This is a genomic window from Streptomyces sp. NPDC002926 (assembly GCF_053591755.1).
The window spans coordinates 500,604-515,799 of record NZ_JBSFUK010000001.1 but is presented as its reverse complement, the minus strand read 5'-3'; the positions used below and the strand labels follow the sequence as shown (position 1 = coordinate 515,799).

Annotated in this window: 16 protein-coding genes; 9 read left to right on the top strand and 7 right to left on the bottom strand. The window is 71.2% G+C overall.

Annotated elements, in window-relative coordinates:
* Positions 1-24 precede the first annotated feature (24 nt).
* On the bottom strand, positions 25-2,007 hold the full coding sequence (locus tag ACWDZ6_RS02290; RefSeq protein ID WP_451501465.1) for a bifunctional glycosyltransferase 87/phosphatase PAP2 family protein: 1,983 nt from the start codon (positions 2,005-2,007) through the stop codon (positions 25-27).
* 348 nt (positions 2,008-2,355) lie between these two features.
* On the opposite strand from ACWDZ6_RS02290, the gene ACWDZ6_RS02285 reads away from it, so the two are divergent.
* From ACWDZ6_RS02285 to ACWDZ6_RS02275, 3 genes are all read left to right on the top strand, one after another.
* Positions 2,356-3,447 carry a DUF2330 domain-containing protein gene (locus tag ACWDZ6_RS02285; protein WP_451501464.1) on the top strand — a complete coding sequence of 364 codons (1,092 nt, stop codon included), beginning with the start codon at positions 2,356-2,358 and terminating at the stop codon, positions 3,445-3,447.
* Positions 3,448-3,462: 15 nt separating this feature from the next.
* The gene (locus tag ACWDZ6_RS02280) at positions 3,463-4,143 is read left to right on the top strand and encodes an O-methyltransferase (protein WP_451501315.1); all 681 of its coding nucleotides are present in this window, start codon (positions 3,463-3,465) and stop codon (positions 4,141-4,143) included.
* A 225-nt stretch (positions 4,144-4,368) separates the two neighbouring features.
* Positions 4,369-4,710 carry an antibiotic biosynthesis monooxygenase family protein gene (locus ACWDZ6_RS02275; RefSeq protein ID WP_366734852.1) on the top strand — a complete coding sequence of 114 codons (342 nt, stop codon included), beginning with the start codon at positions 4,369-4,371 and terminating at the stop codon, positions 4,708-4,710.
* 48 nt (positions 4,711-4,758) lie between these two features.
* On the opposite strand, the gene ACWDZ6_RS02270 is transcribed toward ACWDZ6_RS02275, so the two are convergent.
* Positions 4,759-5,322 carry a hypothetical protein gene (locus ACWDZ6_RS02270; RefSeq protein ID WP_451501314.1) on the bottom strand — a complete coding sequence of 188 codons (564 nt, stop codon included), beginning with the start codon at positions 5,320-5,322 and terminating at the stop codon, positions 4,759-4,761.
* The gene (locus ACWDZ6_RS02265; protein WP_451501313.1) at positions 5,322-5,942 is read right to left on the bottom strand and encodes a hypothetical protein; all 621 of its coding nucleotides are present in this window, start codon (positions 5,940-5,942) and stop codon (positions 5,322-5,324) included. Before ACWDZ6_RS02265 ends, ACWDZ6_RS02270 begins: the two co-directional genes overlap by 1 nt.
* Positions 5,943-6,050: 108 nt before the next feature.
* Between ACWDZ6_RS02265 and ACWDZ6_RS02260 the strand changes: the two genes are divergently transcribed.
* Positions 6,051-6,530, top strand: coding sequence for a GNAT family N-acetyltransferase (locus ACWDZ6_RS02260; protein ID WP_451501312.1), 480 nt, complete (start codon positions 6,051-6,053; stop codon positions 6,528-6,530).
* Positions 6,531-6,587: 57 nt separating this feature from the next.
* Here ACWDZ6_RS02260 and ACWDZ6_RS02255 read toward each other — a convergent pair whose 3' ends face one another.
* Positions 6,588-8,690, bottom strand: coding sequence for a DHA2 family efflux MFS transporter permease subunit (locus tag ACWDZ6_RS02255; RefSeq protein WP_451501311.1), 2,103 nt, complete (start codon positions 8,688-8,690; stop codon positions 6,588-6,590).
* A gap of 274 nt (positions 8,691-8,964) precedes the next feature.
* Positions 8,965-9,498, bottom strand: a complete 534-nt coding sequence (locus tag ACWDZ6_RS02250; protein WP_451501479.1) for a hypothetical protein — start codon at positions 9,496-9,498, stop codon at positions 8,965-8,967.
* A gap of 1 nt (position 9,499) precedes the next feature.
* Here ACWDZ6_RS02250 and ACWDZ6_RS02245 point away from each other — a divergent pair, with 1 nt between their 5' ends.
* The 3 genes from ACWDZ6_RS02245 (at position 9,500) to ACWDZ6_RS02235 (ending at position 10,785) form a co-directional block, all read left to right on the top strand.
* A complete protein-coding gene (locus ACWDZ6_RS02245) occupies positions 9,500-9,715 on the top strand; it encodes a peptidoglycan-binding domain-containing protein (protein WP_366734872.1) in 216 nt (71 codons plus the stop codon).
* A 42-nt stretch (positions 9,716-9,757) separates the two neighbouring features.
* Positions 9,758-9,949 (top strand): hypothetical protein, encoded by a 192-nt coding sequence (locus ACWDZ6_RS02240; protein WP_389177073.1) that lies wholly within the window; start codon positions 9,758-9,760, stop codon positions 9,947-9,949.
* Between the two features lie 158 nt (positions 9,950-10,107).
* Positions 10,108-10,785, top strand: a complete 678-nt coding sequence (locus ACWDZ6_RS02235; RefSeq protein WP_451501310.1) for an HAD-IA family hydrolase — start codon at positions 10,108-10,110, stop codon at positions 10,783-10,785.
* Between the two features lie 89 nt (positions 10,786-10,874).
* Here ACWDZ6_RS02235 and ACWDZ6_RS02230 read toward each other — a convergent pair whose 3' ends face one another.
* Together ACWDZ6_RS02230 and ACWDZ6_RS02225 are read right to left on the bottom strand one after the other, a co-directional pair.
* Positions 10,875-11,459 carry a TMEM165/GDT1 family protein gene (locus tag ACWDZ6_RS02230; RefSeq protein WP_389177069.1) on the bottom strand — a complete coding sequence of 195 codons (585 nt, stop codon included), beginning with the start codon at positions 11,457-11,459 and terminating at the stop codon, positions 10,875-10,877.
* A gap of 239 nt (positions 11,460-11,698) precedes the next feature.
* Positions 11,699-12,439, bottom strand: a complete 741-nt coding sequence (locus ACWDZ6_RS02225) for an ABC transporter permease (RefSeq protein WP_389177067.1) — start codon at positions 12,437-12,439, stop codon at positions 11,699-11,701.
* A gap of 166 nt (positions 12,440-12,605) precedes the next feature.
* On the opposite strand from ACWDZ6_RS02225, the gene ACWDZ6_RS02220 reads away from it, so the two are divergent.
* Entirely contained in the window at positions 12,606-13,259 is a 654-nt protein-coding gene (locus ACWDZ6_RS02220) for an HNH endonuclease family protein (protein WP_366734844.1), read from the top strand.
* 102 nt (positions 13,260-13,361) lie between these two features.
* The gene (locus ACWDZ6_RS02215) at positions 13,362-15,050 is read left to right on the top strand and encodes an alkaline phosphatase D family protein (RefSeq protein WP_451501309.1); all 1,689 of its coding nucleotides are present in this window, start codon (positions 13,362-13,364) and stop codon (positions 15,048-15,050) included.
* Positions 15,051-15,196 lie beyond the last annotated feature (146 nt).

Sequence of the window (15,196 nt, the reverse complement as noted above, 5' to 3'; positions counted from 1 at the left end):
CCCGTACTCCCTGGGGCGCGCGTGCTACTTCGGCGCGGCCGGGACAGGCTCCTGCGCGGGCTCGTCCACGTGCGCGTCCGCTCTCGCCCCCGGTACCGCCCCCGCCGGCACCCGAAGCTGCCGCCGGCCCGCCAGCAGGTACGTCAAGCCGAAGCCCGCGCCCACCACCGCCGCGCCGCCCGCCGCGTCCAGTACCCAGTGGTTGGCCGTGGCCACGATCGCGCAGACGGTGAAGAGCGGGTGGAGCAGGCCGAGGAGCTTCATCCACAGCTTCGGCGCGAGGAGCAGGACAATCAGTCCGCACCACAGCGACCAGCCGAAATGCAGCGACGGCATCGCCGCGTACTGGTTGGTGACCGCCGTCATCGCCCCGTAGTCCGGGTTGGCGAGGTCCTGCGGGCCGTGCACCGTGTCGATGAATTCCATGCCCGGCATCAGTCGCGGCGGGGCCAGCGGGTACAGCCAGAAGCCGAGCAGTGCCAGCAGCGTCGCGAAGGCGAGCGACGAGCGCGCCCAGCGGTAGTCGGCGGGGCGGCGGACGTACAGCACACCGAGGATGGCCAGCGGCACCACGAAGTGGAAGGACGTGTAGTAGAAGTTGAAGAAGGCCTCTACCCACTCGGCCTTCACCACCGCGTGGTTGACCCAGTGCTCGACGTCGATGCCGAGCGCCTGCTCGGCGGAGATGATCTGCCGGCCGTGCTCCTCGGCCGCCGTCACGCCGCCGGTGGCGGCGGCGCGGATGTGCGAGTAGACGGAGTAGCCGACCCGTATCACCAGCAGTTCGAGCAGCAGGTTCGGGCGGCTGAGCACACGCCGCCAGAACGGCAGCAGCGGCACCCGGCTCCAGCGGGCCGGGAGCGGCAGGGCGTACTCGGTCGGCACCGGCCGCCGGAAGTACGGCGAGGTACGGGGCAGGAACGGCACCGCGACCGCCGCGGCCAGGGCCGCGATCAGCAGGACGTTGTCGCGTACGGGATAGAGCACCGCCATGTTGGGCAGCAGCATCGTGCCCGGCAGTGTGATCGCGAGGATCACCAGGACGGGCCACAGCATGCGGTCCGAGGCGCGCTTGCCGACCCGGCCGACGACGGCCAGGAGCACCCACAGCAGCTGGTGCTGCCAGGCGGTGGGCGAGACGGCGACGGCCACACAGCCGGTCAGGGCGACGGCGAGGAGCAGCTGTCCGTCCTGGGCGTAGCGGACGGCACGGCGCAGGCCGAAGAAGCAGACCGCGGCGGCGAGCGCGGCATAGAGCGCGATCTCGAGCGGGCCCGCCGGGCCGAGACGGAGCAGCGCGCCGTGCAGTGACTGGTTGGCCAGGCTGTCCGGGCGGGCGCCGAGCCCGGCGCCGGCGACATGGTGCACCCAGTACGTCCAGGAGTCGCTGGGCAGCGCGGCCCAGGCGAGCGCCGAGGAGGCGGCGAAGGTGGCCGCCGAGGTGACCGCGGCGCGTCTGCGGCCGGTGAACCAGAGCAGCGGCGCGAAGAGCAGCACCGTCGGCTGGAGCGCCGCGCCGAAGCCGATCAGCACGCCGGACGGCCTCTCGCCGCGCACGGCGAAGCAGCCGAGCAGCACCAGCAGGACCGGAATGATGCTGGTCTGCCCCAGGTAGAAGCTGTTGCGCACGGGCAGCGAGAGCATCAGCAGGCTGATCGCGATGGGCGCGGCGAGCAGTCCGCTGCGGCGCGAAACGGGTCCCGGCAGAGCGCGGGCGACGACCAGGCCGAGCACGACGACGAGCAGCAGCGTCCCGAAGGTCCAGGCGATGCCGAGCGCCTGCTCGGCGGCCCGGGTCAGTGGCTTCAGTACGAGTCCGGCAAACGGCGTACCGGTGAACCTGTCGGAGTCGTACAGCGAGCCCTTCATATGCAGGACGCCGTTCTCGCCGATCCAGGTCTCCAGGTCGGTGAGCCGTTCACCGGGCGGATGCCGGAGCACTGCCGCTGCCTGCCGTACCGCGAGGACGGCCGCCACGAGCCATAGGGCGGCCCTGACCGCGCCCATCCTCGTATCCGTCGTCGCACTTCCGTGCACGCTGTGCTCCGCGTTCGCCACGTCGCGCCGCGCCTCCCCACGTTCTGTATTCCTGGACAACGTTCTGTGTGCCGGGTCCTGCGTGTCCGGCCCGCTCCGGATTCCGTGTCCGGGCCGCTCCGGATTCGTAGAGCCTCGCACTGCCCCATGAAGGAGACTCAGGCAACCCCCTCTTCGCCTGACTGTCACCCTGTTTTGACCGGATATCTCGTTCGACGACACCGGAACCGCGAGGTCCGCGGCGCCGTCACAGGAGGCATGCGGGGGAACATACAAGACAGGACAGCGGCGCGCGCGCCACACGGACAGCGGTTGCTGATGGTGGTGCTCGCTCTGCTCGCGCTGCAGCTCGGATCGCTGATCAGCCCGGCGTACGCCTGCGGATGCGGCGCGATGGTGCCGGACAAGCAGTCGTACATGTCCGTCAACCGGGAGACGTCGGTGGTCGGTTGGGACGGCCGTACGGAGCAGATACTGATGCGCTTCACGGTCGACGGAAACGCTCCCAAGGCTGCCTGGATCATGCCGGTGCCGAGCCGTGCGACGGTCGAGCTCGGCGACAGCGCACTCTTCGACGAGCTCGAGACGATCATCGCGCCGGAGCACCGGACGCGACACTACTTCTGGCCGCGCGGCCACGACTGGCCCTTCTCCTCAGGTTCCTCCGCCGACTCCGCGGGCGCACCGGCCCCCGCGGCGGGTGCGCCGGCGGTGGGTGTGGTCGGCCGCGAGCGCCTCGGCGACTTCGATGTCGCACGGCTGACGGCGACCGATCCCGGCGCGCTGCGCGGCTGGCTGGAGCGGAACGGCTTCGAGCTGCCGGACGGCCTCACCGGCGCGCTGAAGCCGTACGTCGAGCAGAAGTGGGAGTACGTGGCGGTGCGCCTGGCCCCCGATGCGGAGGGCTCCGTGCTGCGCGGCACGCTCGACCCGCTGCGGCTGCGCTTCGCCAGCGACCGGCTCATCTACCCGATGCGGCTGTCGCGGCTGGCCAGGACCGCGCAGTCGCTGGGTCTGTTCGTGCTGGCGCCGCACCGGATGGAGCCGCGCGGCTCGATCGGCGGGAACACGCCGGAGGTCACGTACGCGGGGAAAGTGCAGGCGAGCGGGGCGCTCGGCGCGTTCACCGGCGGCGGCGAGAGATTCCTGACGGCGCTGGACCAGGAGTTTCCGGAGCCCAGGCGGATCGACGGCGACCATGAGCTGCGCGCCGCGGACAAGGACACCCCCTTCCGGCGGGTGGTGTACGAAAACAGGCTGTTGACGGTGGCCGGTGTCCCGGCGTGGCTGCTGACGGTCGGCGGGGCTCTGGCGGTTCTCGCGGCAGTGGTGCTCGTGCGCGTACGGGCACGGCGGCGCAGGCCGGTCCCGCCTCCTCCGGCAATCCAAGTGCCGCCACCGATCGCCTGAAATAGGTTGGGGCGTATGACCCAGGAGAACCAGGAACGGTGGAACGCCGTAGACCGCTTTATCACCGACATCCTTGTCCAGGACGACGAAGCGCTGACCGCCGCGCTCGCGGCGAGCGACGCGGCCGGCCTGCCGGCCATCGCTGTCGCCCCGAACCAGGGCAAGCTGCTGTATCTGCTGGCCCAGCTGCAGGGCGCGCGCACGGTGCTCGAGATCGGCACGCTGGGCGGCTACAGCACGATCTGGCTGGCCAGGGCGCTGCCCGAGGAAGGCAGGCTGATCTCGCTGGAGTACAACCCGGGGCACGCGGAGGTGGCCCGCGCGAATCTCGCCCACGCGGGCCTCGCCAAGATCGCTGAGGTCAGGACGGGCGCGGCGCTGGAGACACTGCCGAAGCTGGCGACGGAACCGGGCGCGGGCCCGTTCGACCTGATCTTCATCGACGCGGACAAGGAGAACAACCCGCGCTACGTGGAGTGGGCGCTGAAGCTGAGCCGCCCGGGCAGCGTGATCATCGTCGACAACGCGGTGCGGGGCGGGGCGGTGGTGGACGCGGACAACACGCATCCGGCCATCGTGGGCACGCGGGAGATGTACGAACTGGTGGCACGGGAACCGCGGCTGAGCGCGACGGCGGTACAGACGGTGGGCACGAAGGGGTACGACGGGTTGCTGGTGGCGCGCGTGGTGGCCTGAGGGTGGGGCGGGTGGTCGCGGCGGCCGGTGCCCGGCCGTCCGACCCGACCGCCCGACCGACCGACCGACCAACCAACTGTCTGTCTGCCCGACCGCCCTGCCCGACTGTCCTGCCCGACTGTCCTGCCCGACTGTCCTGCCCGCGAAGAGGCGGGACGCGGCTGTGCCCCCAACCCGCCCCGTGCGTCATGCCGGTGAGCGCAGGCCGTGCGGCAAGATGGCGGCATGAGCATTGTGAAGATCAACGTCCTGACCGTCCCGGCCGAGCAGCGCGAGGTGCTGGAGAAGCGCTTCGCGTCCCGCGCGGGCTCGGTGGAGAACTCCGACGGCTTCGAGTGGTTCGAGCTGCTGCGCCCCGTGGAGGGGACCGACGAGTACCTCGTCTACACCCGCTGGCGCGACGAGGCCTCTTTCCAGGCCTGGATGGAGGGCTCGATGAAGGCCTCCCACGGCGCGGGCCAGGGAGGCCCGGGCAGCGGCGAAGGCGGCGAGCGTCCCAAGCCCGCCGCCTCCGGGTCCACGCTGTGGTCGTTCGAGGTGGTCCAGCAGGCCGCCCCGAAGGCCTGAGGCCGAAGCCGGAGGGCCGGGCACAACACCCGGGCCTCCGGCCACGAACTAGATCCGCAGCAGCCGCTCCGTCACCTCGCGGTACGCGCGCAGGGCGACCCGCAGCTCCTCCGTGTCCGCCTCCACCGGGCGGCGCTCCTTCCCGCTGTCCCAGTCGGCGCGGAGAGCCTGGCGCCGTTCGGTGAGGGCGGTCGTGATGCGGTCGGCGGTGTCCTCCAGTATCGCGGCGGCCTCCTCGACCGCATGCCGCGGCCCGTCGACAAAACCGCCGAGGGACTGCTGCAGTCGCAGCGTCAGCTTGTCGCACTCGTCCTGCGGGATCAGCTGCCGCGACGGGTTCTCGTCGCGGGACTCATGGTCCTCATCGCGCTCGAAGTGCTCAAGGTACTCAGGGCCCTCGAGACGTTCGGCCCGCTCGGGTGCCTGGACCCGCTCAGGTGTCTCGGCCCGCTCGGTTGCCTGGATCCGCTCAGGTGTCTCGGCCCGCCCGGGTGACTGAACCCGCTCAGGTGTCTCGGCATGTACTGGTGTCTGTTCACGCGCAGGTGACTGGACCCGCTCAGGTGTCGGTGCACGCTCAGTTGTCGGTGCACGCTCCGCTTCGTACGTCATCAGGCGCCACTCCCCTTCGGCTTCAGCAGATGCCCGCGACCGCCGCGCCCCACCACACCGGCCCGGTGCGGGCGGGTGTCCTCGGCGGCGCGGGTGTGGAGCAGGGCCTCGAAGAGCGCCCGGCTCTCGACCATCGCCTCACGCAGCTCCTCCGTGCTCGACCGTGCGCCCGCCGCGCGGTGCATCCGGCGGTAGCCGCCCACGTGTTGCGCGTGGTGCACGGAGAGCGCGGCGAGCTGCTCCTCGTGCTGTGCGGCCTCGGGGAAGCCCCGCTCCCCCGCCAGCCGCGCCAGCAGCTGGTCCGCCTCGGCGACGGCTTCGGCCGGCGAGTCGACGAAGCGCTCCTGGAGACCGGCCCACTTGGCGACGTACAGCTCACGTGTCTCGTTCGCCAGCGGCTGCGGCTTCATGTCACCGTGGCGCTTGACGCGCTCGTCCAGTTCACGTTCCGCCGCTTTGGTGTCGCCGTCGTGGCGGGTGAGGACCAGGTCGTACTCGGGGCCGAACCGCCGCTTCAGACCCCGCCGGCCGCCTCCCCTGCCCGGACCGGCGTAGAGCACGGCGGCGACGACGATCGCGAACACCGCTACCAGAGCGATGACGATCAGGACTGTGGACATAACTGCCTTCCCTGTTCACGATTCGGTGTCGGTTGAGGGGCCCTCCTGAAGGCGGGTTGCCCGGAATTCGTTGGCCAAACAGCCCGCCCCTCCGGTACAGAGATCGTCATGACCACCTGGACCCTGGCCCCCGAAGCGTTCGACTCCTCCGACGCGAGCGCCCTGCGGCGCGAGTACTACGGCGAGGTCGCGAGCCGCTACTGGCAGCGCCCCGCGACCGCCGAGGAGATCGACCAGGGGCTCAGCGGCGACGGTGCCGAGCAACTCACGCCGCCCACCGGTCAGTTCGTGGTCGGGCGGTACGGCACCAAGGCCGCGGCCTGCGGCGGGGTCCTGATGCTGGACGCCGAGCGGGCAGAGCTCACGCGCGTCTTTCTGCGCCGCGCCTTCCGCGGCAGGAGAGGCGCCGGAATCCTGCTGGAGACCCTGGAGAGCGAGGCGCGCAAGCTGGGCGCCCGGCGGATGGTTCTCAACACCCGGCTCGATCTGATCGAGGCGCGGAAGCTCTACGTCCGGAACGGCTACGCCGAGATCCCGGCGTACTGCTCGGGTCCGTACATGGAGATCTGGTACGGCAAGGAACTCTGACCGGCCCCGGGCACCCGGAGCTGTCAGCCGACCCGGAGCCGTCAGCCGCCCGGGAGTTCAGGCCGCGTGGTCCCGCTTCGGCGGCGGACTGTACGGCCGCTCGGCGTCCGACCCGCACAGCTCCGCGTTCAGCTCCTTCACCAGCTGCACCAGATCGGTCGGCCGCTCCGGCGCCCACCAGTCGCCCAGCAGCTCCGAGAGGGACTCCTCGCGCGCCTTCGCGAGCCGTACGGCCGCCTCGACGCCCGGGTCGGTGAGGATCAGCTGCAGCCCCTCGCGGCGGGCGAGCCCCCGCTCCTCCACCTGCCGTGCCGCGTCGGTGATGATGTGCAGTGGTACGGGGGTGGCGTCGGCGAGCAGGGCCGGCTCGACCGTGCCGTGGCGCCTGATCCGCAGCAGCAGCCAACTGGCCTCGGGCAGCAGGTCGTACCCCGCCTTCGCGCCGATCTTCTCGTAGATCTGGCGCCGTCCCTCGCGCGAGCCCAGTACCGAGAGGGCCCGGGCCACCTCATCGTGCGAGGAGCGCTCGACCGGGTTGGAGGCCAGCGTCTGACTGGTATCGGGCGCGGTGACCGAGCCGCGCAGCTTGTCCTCCTTGAGGAACCAGGCGATGAGGAAGGCGAGCATCACGACGGGCACGGCGTACAGGAAGACATCGGTGATGGCCGAGGAGTACGCATGGAGTACCGACGGGCGCAGCGCGGGCGGCAGTTCGGCGATGGCGCGCGGGTCGTCGGCCAGTTGCCCGGCACCGGCGCCGGACGGCACCGGCCGTCCGGCGAGCGCGTCGGCCAGTTTGTTCTGGAGCCGGCCGGCGAAGATCGTGCCGAAGACGGCGACGCCGAACGCGGCTCCGATGGAGCGGAAGAAGGTCGCGCCGGAGGTGGCGACGCCCAGGTCCGCGTAGCTGACGGCGTTCTGGACGACCAGCACGAGCACCTGCATGACCAGGCCGAGACCGGCACCGAAGACGAAGAGGTACGCGCTCGTCTGCCAGGTGGAGCTGGTCTCATCGAGCTGGTGGAGCAGTACGAGGCCGACAGCGGTGATGCCGGTGCCGGCGATCGGGAAGACCTTCCAGCGGCCGGTGCGGCTGACGATCTGGCCGGAGCCCGTGGAGGTGAGCAGCATGCCGAGCACCATCGGCAGCATGTGCACACCGGACAGGGTCGGTGTGATGCCGTGGACAACCTGCAGGAACGTCGGCAGATAGGTCAACGCGCCGAACATCGCGAAGCCGACGATGAAGCTGATGACGGCGACGAGCGTGAATGTGCGGATACGGAAGAGTCTGAGCGGCAGTACGGGTTCGGCGGCGCCCCGTTCGACGTACACGAATACGACGAGGAGTACGGCTCCGAGGACGGCGAGCGCGATGATCTGCGCCGAGCCCCACGCCCAGGTGGTGCCGCCGAGGGAGGCGACGAGGATCAGGCAGGTGGCGACGGCGGCGATGAGGAAGGTGCCGAGGTAGTCGATGGTGTGCCTGGTCCGCCGTACGGGGATGTGCAGTACGGCGGCGATGACGAGCAGCGCGACGACGCCGACCGGCAGGTTGATGTAGAAGACCCAGCGCCAGCTGAGGTGTTGGGTGAAGAAGCCGCCGAGCAGCGGGCCCAGGACGCTGGAGGCGCCGAAGACCGCGCCGAACAGGCCCTGGTACTTGCCTCGTTCGCGCGGCGAGACGATATCGCCGACGATCGCCATCGACAGCACGATCAGTCCGCCGCCGCCGAGTCCCTGCAGCGCGCGGAAGCCGATGAGCTGAGGCATGTTCTGGGCGATGCCGCAGAGCGCGGAGCCGACGAGGAAGATGACGATGGCGGTCTGGAACAGCTTCTTCCGGCCGTACTGGTCACCGAGCTTGCCCCACAGGGGGGTGGCGGCGGTCGCGGCCAGCAGGTACGCGGTGACCACCCACGAAAGGTGCTTCAGGCCCCCGAGTTCACTGACGATGGTCGGCAACGCGGTGGCGACGATGGTCTGGTCGAGGGCGGCGAGCAGCAGGCCCAGCAGCAGTGCACCGATGGCGACCATGACGGTCTGCCGTTTCTGGCCCTCACCCGGGGCCGGACTCACGGCCGGTGTGCTCACTTCCTGGGACACGGCGATCACCTCGGTTCCGCTTCCGGGCCCGACCCGCCGCCCGTTCTCGGACATTCTCCATCCTGATCGGTCTGCCCGGATATGGCCTGCCGAGTGGCCCCCGGGCCGTTGGGCCGTCGCGGCGGCGCCTGCATAATCGCTGGCAGCTATTGGGGAGGGAACCTGCCATGACCGGACACATGTGTCCTGAATGCGGTGAGCCGCCGGGTGCCGGCGGCAGAGCCGGTCCGGGGTGCCACTGCGCGGAGCGTGCCGGGGGCACGCCGGGGGCGGAGCGGCAGCCGGGCCTCGCGTCGCCGGGGCATTTCGATCCGCTGCGCATACGGCCCTATGTGACCTTGCGGAGCGTGGACGGGGGCGGTAGCGGGAGCGGCGGGGAGCCCGGCCCGGCGACGGTCCCCCTGATGCTGCCGTACGTGGTGGCTCCGGCGCCGCGCGACGAGCCGCACGCGCTCGATTCCGTGGACCTCACCCCGGCTGGGCACCGCCGCCCACGGCGGCGGAACACCGGGCTCATGGTGGTCGCGGCGGCGATTGCGGTGGCCGGGACCGCGGCGGTCGCCTCGGGGTTGTTCTCCGGGGGCAACGAGCGCGAGAAGGCGCTGCTGGACAGGGAGACAAGCACGCCGAGCATTGCCGTGCTGCCGGACGGGCCCTCTTCGTCGCCGAGCCGGTCCGCATCCGTGTCCGGCTCGGCGTCGGCGTCCCCGTCCGGTACGGCCTCGGCGGCGCGGTTCGCGCCGCGCGCGTCCGCCGGCTCGTCCGGCCCCGCGGCCACGGCGGCGGCGCCCTCGTCGGCGTCCTCCACGTCGGCGTCGGCCAGCTCGGCTCCCCAGCCGGCAGGCTGGCGGACATCGGACACACTGCGGAGCGGGGACAGCGGGCCCGAGGTCACGGAGCTCCAGCAGCGGCTGGCCGAGGCGTCCCTGTACACGGGCCCGATGGACGGCACGTACAGCGAGAGCGTCGAGGACGCGGTGCGGGCCTTCCAGCGGGACCGGCACGTCAGGGGCGATCCCAGAGGCACGTACGGCCCGAACACCCGCCGCGCGCTGGAGGCCGAAACCCAGGAGCCCTGACGGGCTATGGCGCACTCGGCGCCGGCGGCGGACCGTGGGGTGATGAAGAGGTCCTGGCTCCTGCTCGCCCTGCCCGTACTTCCGCTGATCCTGATCTTCGGGCTGCTGCTGCGCCGTCGCGCGGAGGGACGCGGCGGCCCCGGCGGTGGTCCGCCGTCCGCCGGAGTGCGCGAACCGCGCCGCCCGAAGCCTTCTCCTCCGGCCGCCGCGGTGGCGCTGCACGCGGTCCCCTGAACCGGGACCGGGTGGAGCGGGGCGTCCCACGGACCGGGACCGGGTGGCGCTACCCGCCCCCGTTTTGTATCGTGTAGGAACAAAGTGGTTCCGCCCGTATTCCCTGACCGGCGGGCGGAGCCACTTGTTTCTCTTCTCCCGCGCCCTGGAGTACGCCGATGCCGGCAGCCACCCCGTCCGTTCTGCGCGCCCGCGCCCTCCTGCTGGACATGGACGGCACCATCGTCAACTCGGATGCCGTGGTCGAGCGCTGCTGGCGGCTCTGGGCCACCGGGCACGGCCTGGACCCGGAAGAGGCGCTCAAGGTCGTCCACGGCCGGCAGGGCTTCGCCACCATGGCGGTACTCCTCCCGGACCGCCCCATGGAGCAGAACTACGCCGACAACCGGGTGATGCTCGCCCAGGAGACCGCGGACATCGAGGGCGTGGTCCCCGTCGCGGGCGCCGCCGCCTTCATGGCCGCCGTCGCCCGACTGCCGCACGCCCTGGTGACCTCGGCGGACGAGGCGCTCGCCCAGGCCCGGATGACCGCCGCCGGTCTGCCGATGCCGCGGATCCGGGTCACCGCCGAGCGCGTCGGCGCGAGCAAGCCGGATCCTGAAGGCTTTCTCAAGGGCGCGGCCGAGCTGGGTTTCGACCCGGCGGACTGCATCGCCTTCGAGGACTCCGAGGCGGGCATCCAGGCGGCCCGCGCGGCGGGTATGCGCGTGGTGGGCGTGGGCCCCCGCGCGGCGGCCCTCTCCCCGGACGTCCATGTCCCGGACCTCACGCACCTGACCGTGACCGAGGGCCCTGACGGCACCATCGGACTGCGGGTGGCACCCCCGGCGGCCTGACCGCCGGCATTCGGGCTGGGCGGCGCGAGCCGACAGCGTGCCAACCACGGCGCGAGCCAACAGCGCGCGAGCCGATGAGGGAGCGCGCGTCAGGGAGCGAGCGCCTCGAAGAGGCTGAAGCCGGCCAGCGCCAGCATCAGACAGGCCGCGACCTTCGTGATCAGACGCAGCGGTACGTACTTCATCAGCGTCCGGCCGCCCAGGATGCCCATGCCCGCGACCGCCCACAGCGCCAGCACCGCGCCGACGCCCACCGACAGCGGGCTGTCGTAGCGGGCGGCGAGGTTGGCGGTCATGACCTGGGTCAGATCGCCGAACTCCGCGACCAGGATGAGCATGAAGCCCGCCCCCGAGACCTTCCAGAAGGACTGGTCCGCCGGGGCCTTGATGTTCTCCTCGTCCCCGTCGTCCTTCTTCATGAGCAGCAGCAACGCGCCCGCCAGGAAGAGGAGGCCGACCACCGCCTGCACCAGCCGGTGCGGCAGCAGGGTCAGTACGCTGCCGGCCGCGACCGCGAGCGCGACATGGACGGCGAAGGCGGCCGCTACGCCCGCGAAGACGTACGAGGCGCGGTAGCGGGTGCCGAGCATGAGACCGGCGAGCGCGGTCTTGTCGGGGAGTTCGGCGAGGAAGACGACGCCGAAGGTGATCGCCATGACGGTGAAGCTGATCACGGGTGGGAGTCCTCAATCGGTCGGGGCGCGGCCCTGCCGAGAAGTCCTGAACGTTCAGGGGTCGCTTCGGCACGGCAGCGCCATGAATGCGTACATGGGCACTGCGGCCGAAGGTCTCGCTGGCGGGCCTCGACGAGGCCGCCTCCGGGCGCCGGCCGGGCACGAGGCCCAGCAGTATGTCGACGTTCCGGCGAAGAGCTACTCCCCTTCTGCTCGGTCCAGGGTACGGGATACGGCCGTCAGGCCGGATCCCGGTAGAGCCGCCCCCGCGCCACCAGTTCCAGCACCAACGACACCGACACCGCCTGCACCGCCATCAGCGCGACCAGCACGAACAGCTGCACGGCCCCCGCCAGCACGGGTGATGCCCCGCCCAGCAGCATGCCGACGAACGCGCCCGGCAGTGTGACAAGGCCCACGGTCCTGGTCTGGTCGAGGCCCGGCAGCAGCGCGTCGGACGCCGGACTACGCGCCACCTCGAGCCGGGCGTCACGGTCGAGCAGCCCGAGCGCCATCCCCGCCTCCACCTCGCCCCGCCGCAGTCCCAGCTCGTCCAGCGCCCGGCGCCCGGCGAGCACGGTCGCGGTGAGCGCGCCGCCGATGAGGATGCCCGTCACCGGGATCAGCGCGATGCCTTTCAGCGGCACCAGGCCCGTGAGCAGCAGCGCGGCGACGACGGGCACGACGCCCGCGGCGATCGGCAGCCAGGTCCACCACCAGGTCCGGTTCCCGGTGATGCGCCGGCCCGCCGTCCATACGGCCACGGCGTACATCAGCAGCAGAAAGCCGAGCAGCAGCGGTACGGAACGGACCACCCATCCGATCACCAGGGAGACGGCCGCGAGTTGGACCGCCGCCCGTACGCCCGCGACGACGATCTCGCGGGCCCGCCCGAGGTGGGCGACCGCGGCCACCGTAGCCGCGACGACCAGCAGGACAGCCAGCACGACCCCGAAAGTGACATTGACCGTCAGCAGCACCAGACAACCCTACGCCGCGGCCCGGTATGTGTTGGGGCGTCAGAACACTTGATCTGACGTGCCCATGTCGCCACCCTGTTACCTGGCGCCCACCCCACGGAAACCTTGCGCCGCAAGCATGGCCACGCCCGAACGGCCAAGCTCCCCCCACATCAAAGGAGTTCGCATGTCTGGTGTCTACGCGCGTCAAACCCGCCGAATAGCCGTGCTCACCGCCACCGCCGCTCTCGCCACCACCGGTCTGCTCGCCACCGCCCCCGCCGCCCAGGCATCCCCGCCCGCCCCCGTCAGCGCCGCCACCGCCCGCACCTACCTCGGTCAGCTGACCGTGGCGGCCGAGGGTTCCTCCACCGGCTACAGCCGCGACAAGTTCCCGCACTGGATCACTCAGTCGGGCGCATGCAACACCCGTGAGGTCGTCCTCAAGCGCGACGGTACGAACGTCGTCCAGGACTCCAGCTGTGCGGCGGTCAGCGGCAGTTGGTTCTCCGAGTACGACGGGGCTACCTGGACCGCCGCCGCCGACGTGGACATCGACCACATGGTGCCGCTCTCCGAGGCGTGGAAGTCCGGCGCGAACAGCTGGACCACCGCCCAGCGCCAGGCCTTCGCCAACGACCTCACCCGCCCCCAGCTGATCGCCGTCACCGACAACGTCAACCAGGCCAAGGGTGACCAGGACCCGGCGGAGTGGCTGCCCTCGCGCACCTCGTACCGCTGCATGTACGCCCGGATGTGGGTGGACGTGAAGCACTACTACAGCCTGAAGGTGGACTCGGCCGAGAAGAGTGCGCTCCAGGGCATCCTGAACGGCTGCTGACCAGCCGCTGACGGTCCGGACACGATCACGATCGGTACCGTCGGAACCTGGCCGTCGACCTCTGTCGTTCCGTACCGTACGGGACGACAGAGGAGGGAACACATGGCCGATCTGCGCCTGGGGCCACTGCTGCGGTATGTCGACTGGGAATCCGGCGGGAGCGCGACCGTCTGGGTCGAGGCCGACCGCCCGTGCACGGCCGAGGTCCGGTGCGCGGACGGCGCGCGGGGCGCTTCGCGAACGTTCCGGATCGCCGGCCACCACTACGCGCTGGTGCCGGTGACCGGTCTGACGCCGGGCACCACGACCGCGTACGAGGTACTGCTCGACGACGAGCGGGTCTGGCCACCGGCCGGCTCCCTCTTCCCGGACAGCACGATCCGTACGCCCGAGGTCCCCTCCGACCGCATCACCGTCTCCTTCGGCTCCTGCCGCTGGTCGGCCGCGCCCGACGACGGGCACGACCCGGTGGGGCCGGACGCGCTCGACACCCTCGCCCTCAGGCTGGCGGCCGATCCCACCGCCGAACGCCCCGATGTGCTGCTCCTGCTGGGCGACCAGGTCTACGCGGACGAGACGTCCAAGGAGACCAGGTCCTGGCTCGCGACCCGGCGTGATCTGTCCGAGCCGCCCGGCGCGGAGGTCGCGGACTACGAGGAGTACACCCGGCTCTACGACGAGTCGTGGAGCGACCCCGAGGTGCGCTGGCTGCTCTCCACGGTCCCCAGCTGCATGATCTTCGACGACCACGATGTGATCGACGACTGGAACACCAGCGCCTCCTGGCTGGCGGAGATGCGCGAGACGGCGTGGTGGCAGGACCGGATCCTCAGCGGACTGATGTCGTACTGGGTCTACCAGCACCTGGGCAATCTCTCGCCCGCGGAGCTGGAGTCGGACGAGCTGTACACCGCGGTGCGGGCAGCCCCCGACGGAACCGACCTCCTCAAGACCTTCGCCACCGGGGCGGACGCCGATCCTGCCTCAGTGCGCTGGAGTTACCGCCGCGACTTCGGCCGGACCCGGCTGCTGATGGTGGACACACGCGCCGCCCGGGTCCTCGACGAGAAGAACCGGACGATGCTCGACGCGGGTGAGGCCGGCTGGGTGCGCGAGCAGGCGCTGGCCGGGCGGGAGACGTACGACCATCTCCTGATCGGCACCTCACTGCCCTGGCTGCTGCCGCCGCTGATCCATGACGCGGAGAGCTGGAACGCCGCGCTGTGCCGGGGCGAGCGCGGTGCGCGCTGGGCACGGTTCGGTGAGGATCTGCGCAGACGGGCGGATCTGGAGCACTGGGCGGCCTTCCCCGACTCCTTCGCCGAGCTGGCGCGACTGTTCGCGGAAGCGGGCAGCGGGGACGGCGCCCCGGCGACGGTATGTGTGCTTTCGGGCGATGTGCACCATGCGTATGTCGCGGAACCCACCTGGCCGGACCGCGCACAGCCGGACGCACGGGTGCTGCAGCTGACCTGTTCGCCGGTGCACAACTCCATCCCCCGCTCGATACAGGTCGGCTTCCGCTTCGGCTGGAGCCGGGCCGGCCGGCGACTCGGCCGCGCCCTGGCCCGCCACGGCCGGGTGGGCAAGCCGCCGGTCAGCTGGCGCAGGACCGGCGGTCCGTGGTTCGGCAATCAGCTGATGACGCTGACGCTTCGGGGGCGCTCGGCGGGGCTGCGGCTGGAGCAGGCGCGGGCGCTCGGAAGCGAGCAGACCGCGGGCGCGCAGCTGGTGACGGTGGAGGAACGGGACCTGACCGCGGACCGTGATGCTTCCCACAGCGGAGCGTGATCCTCCGCCCCGGGGGTTCGACTCCGGGCGCACCAGCGGCATGATGTGCCGGACGATCCCTCCCACCCGTCGCCCGACCGGCCCCCTGGACGAGCGCAGTGCACGCGAACAGGCCATTCCCCCCACATGCTCCGGGAGTTCCCGTT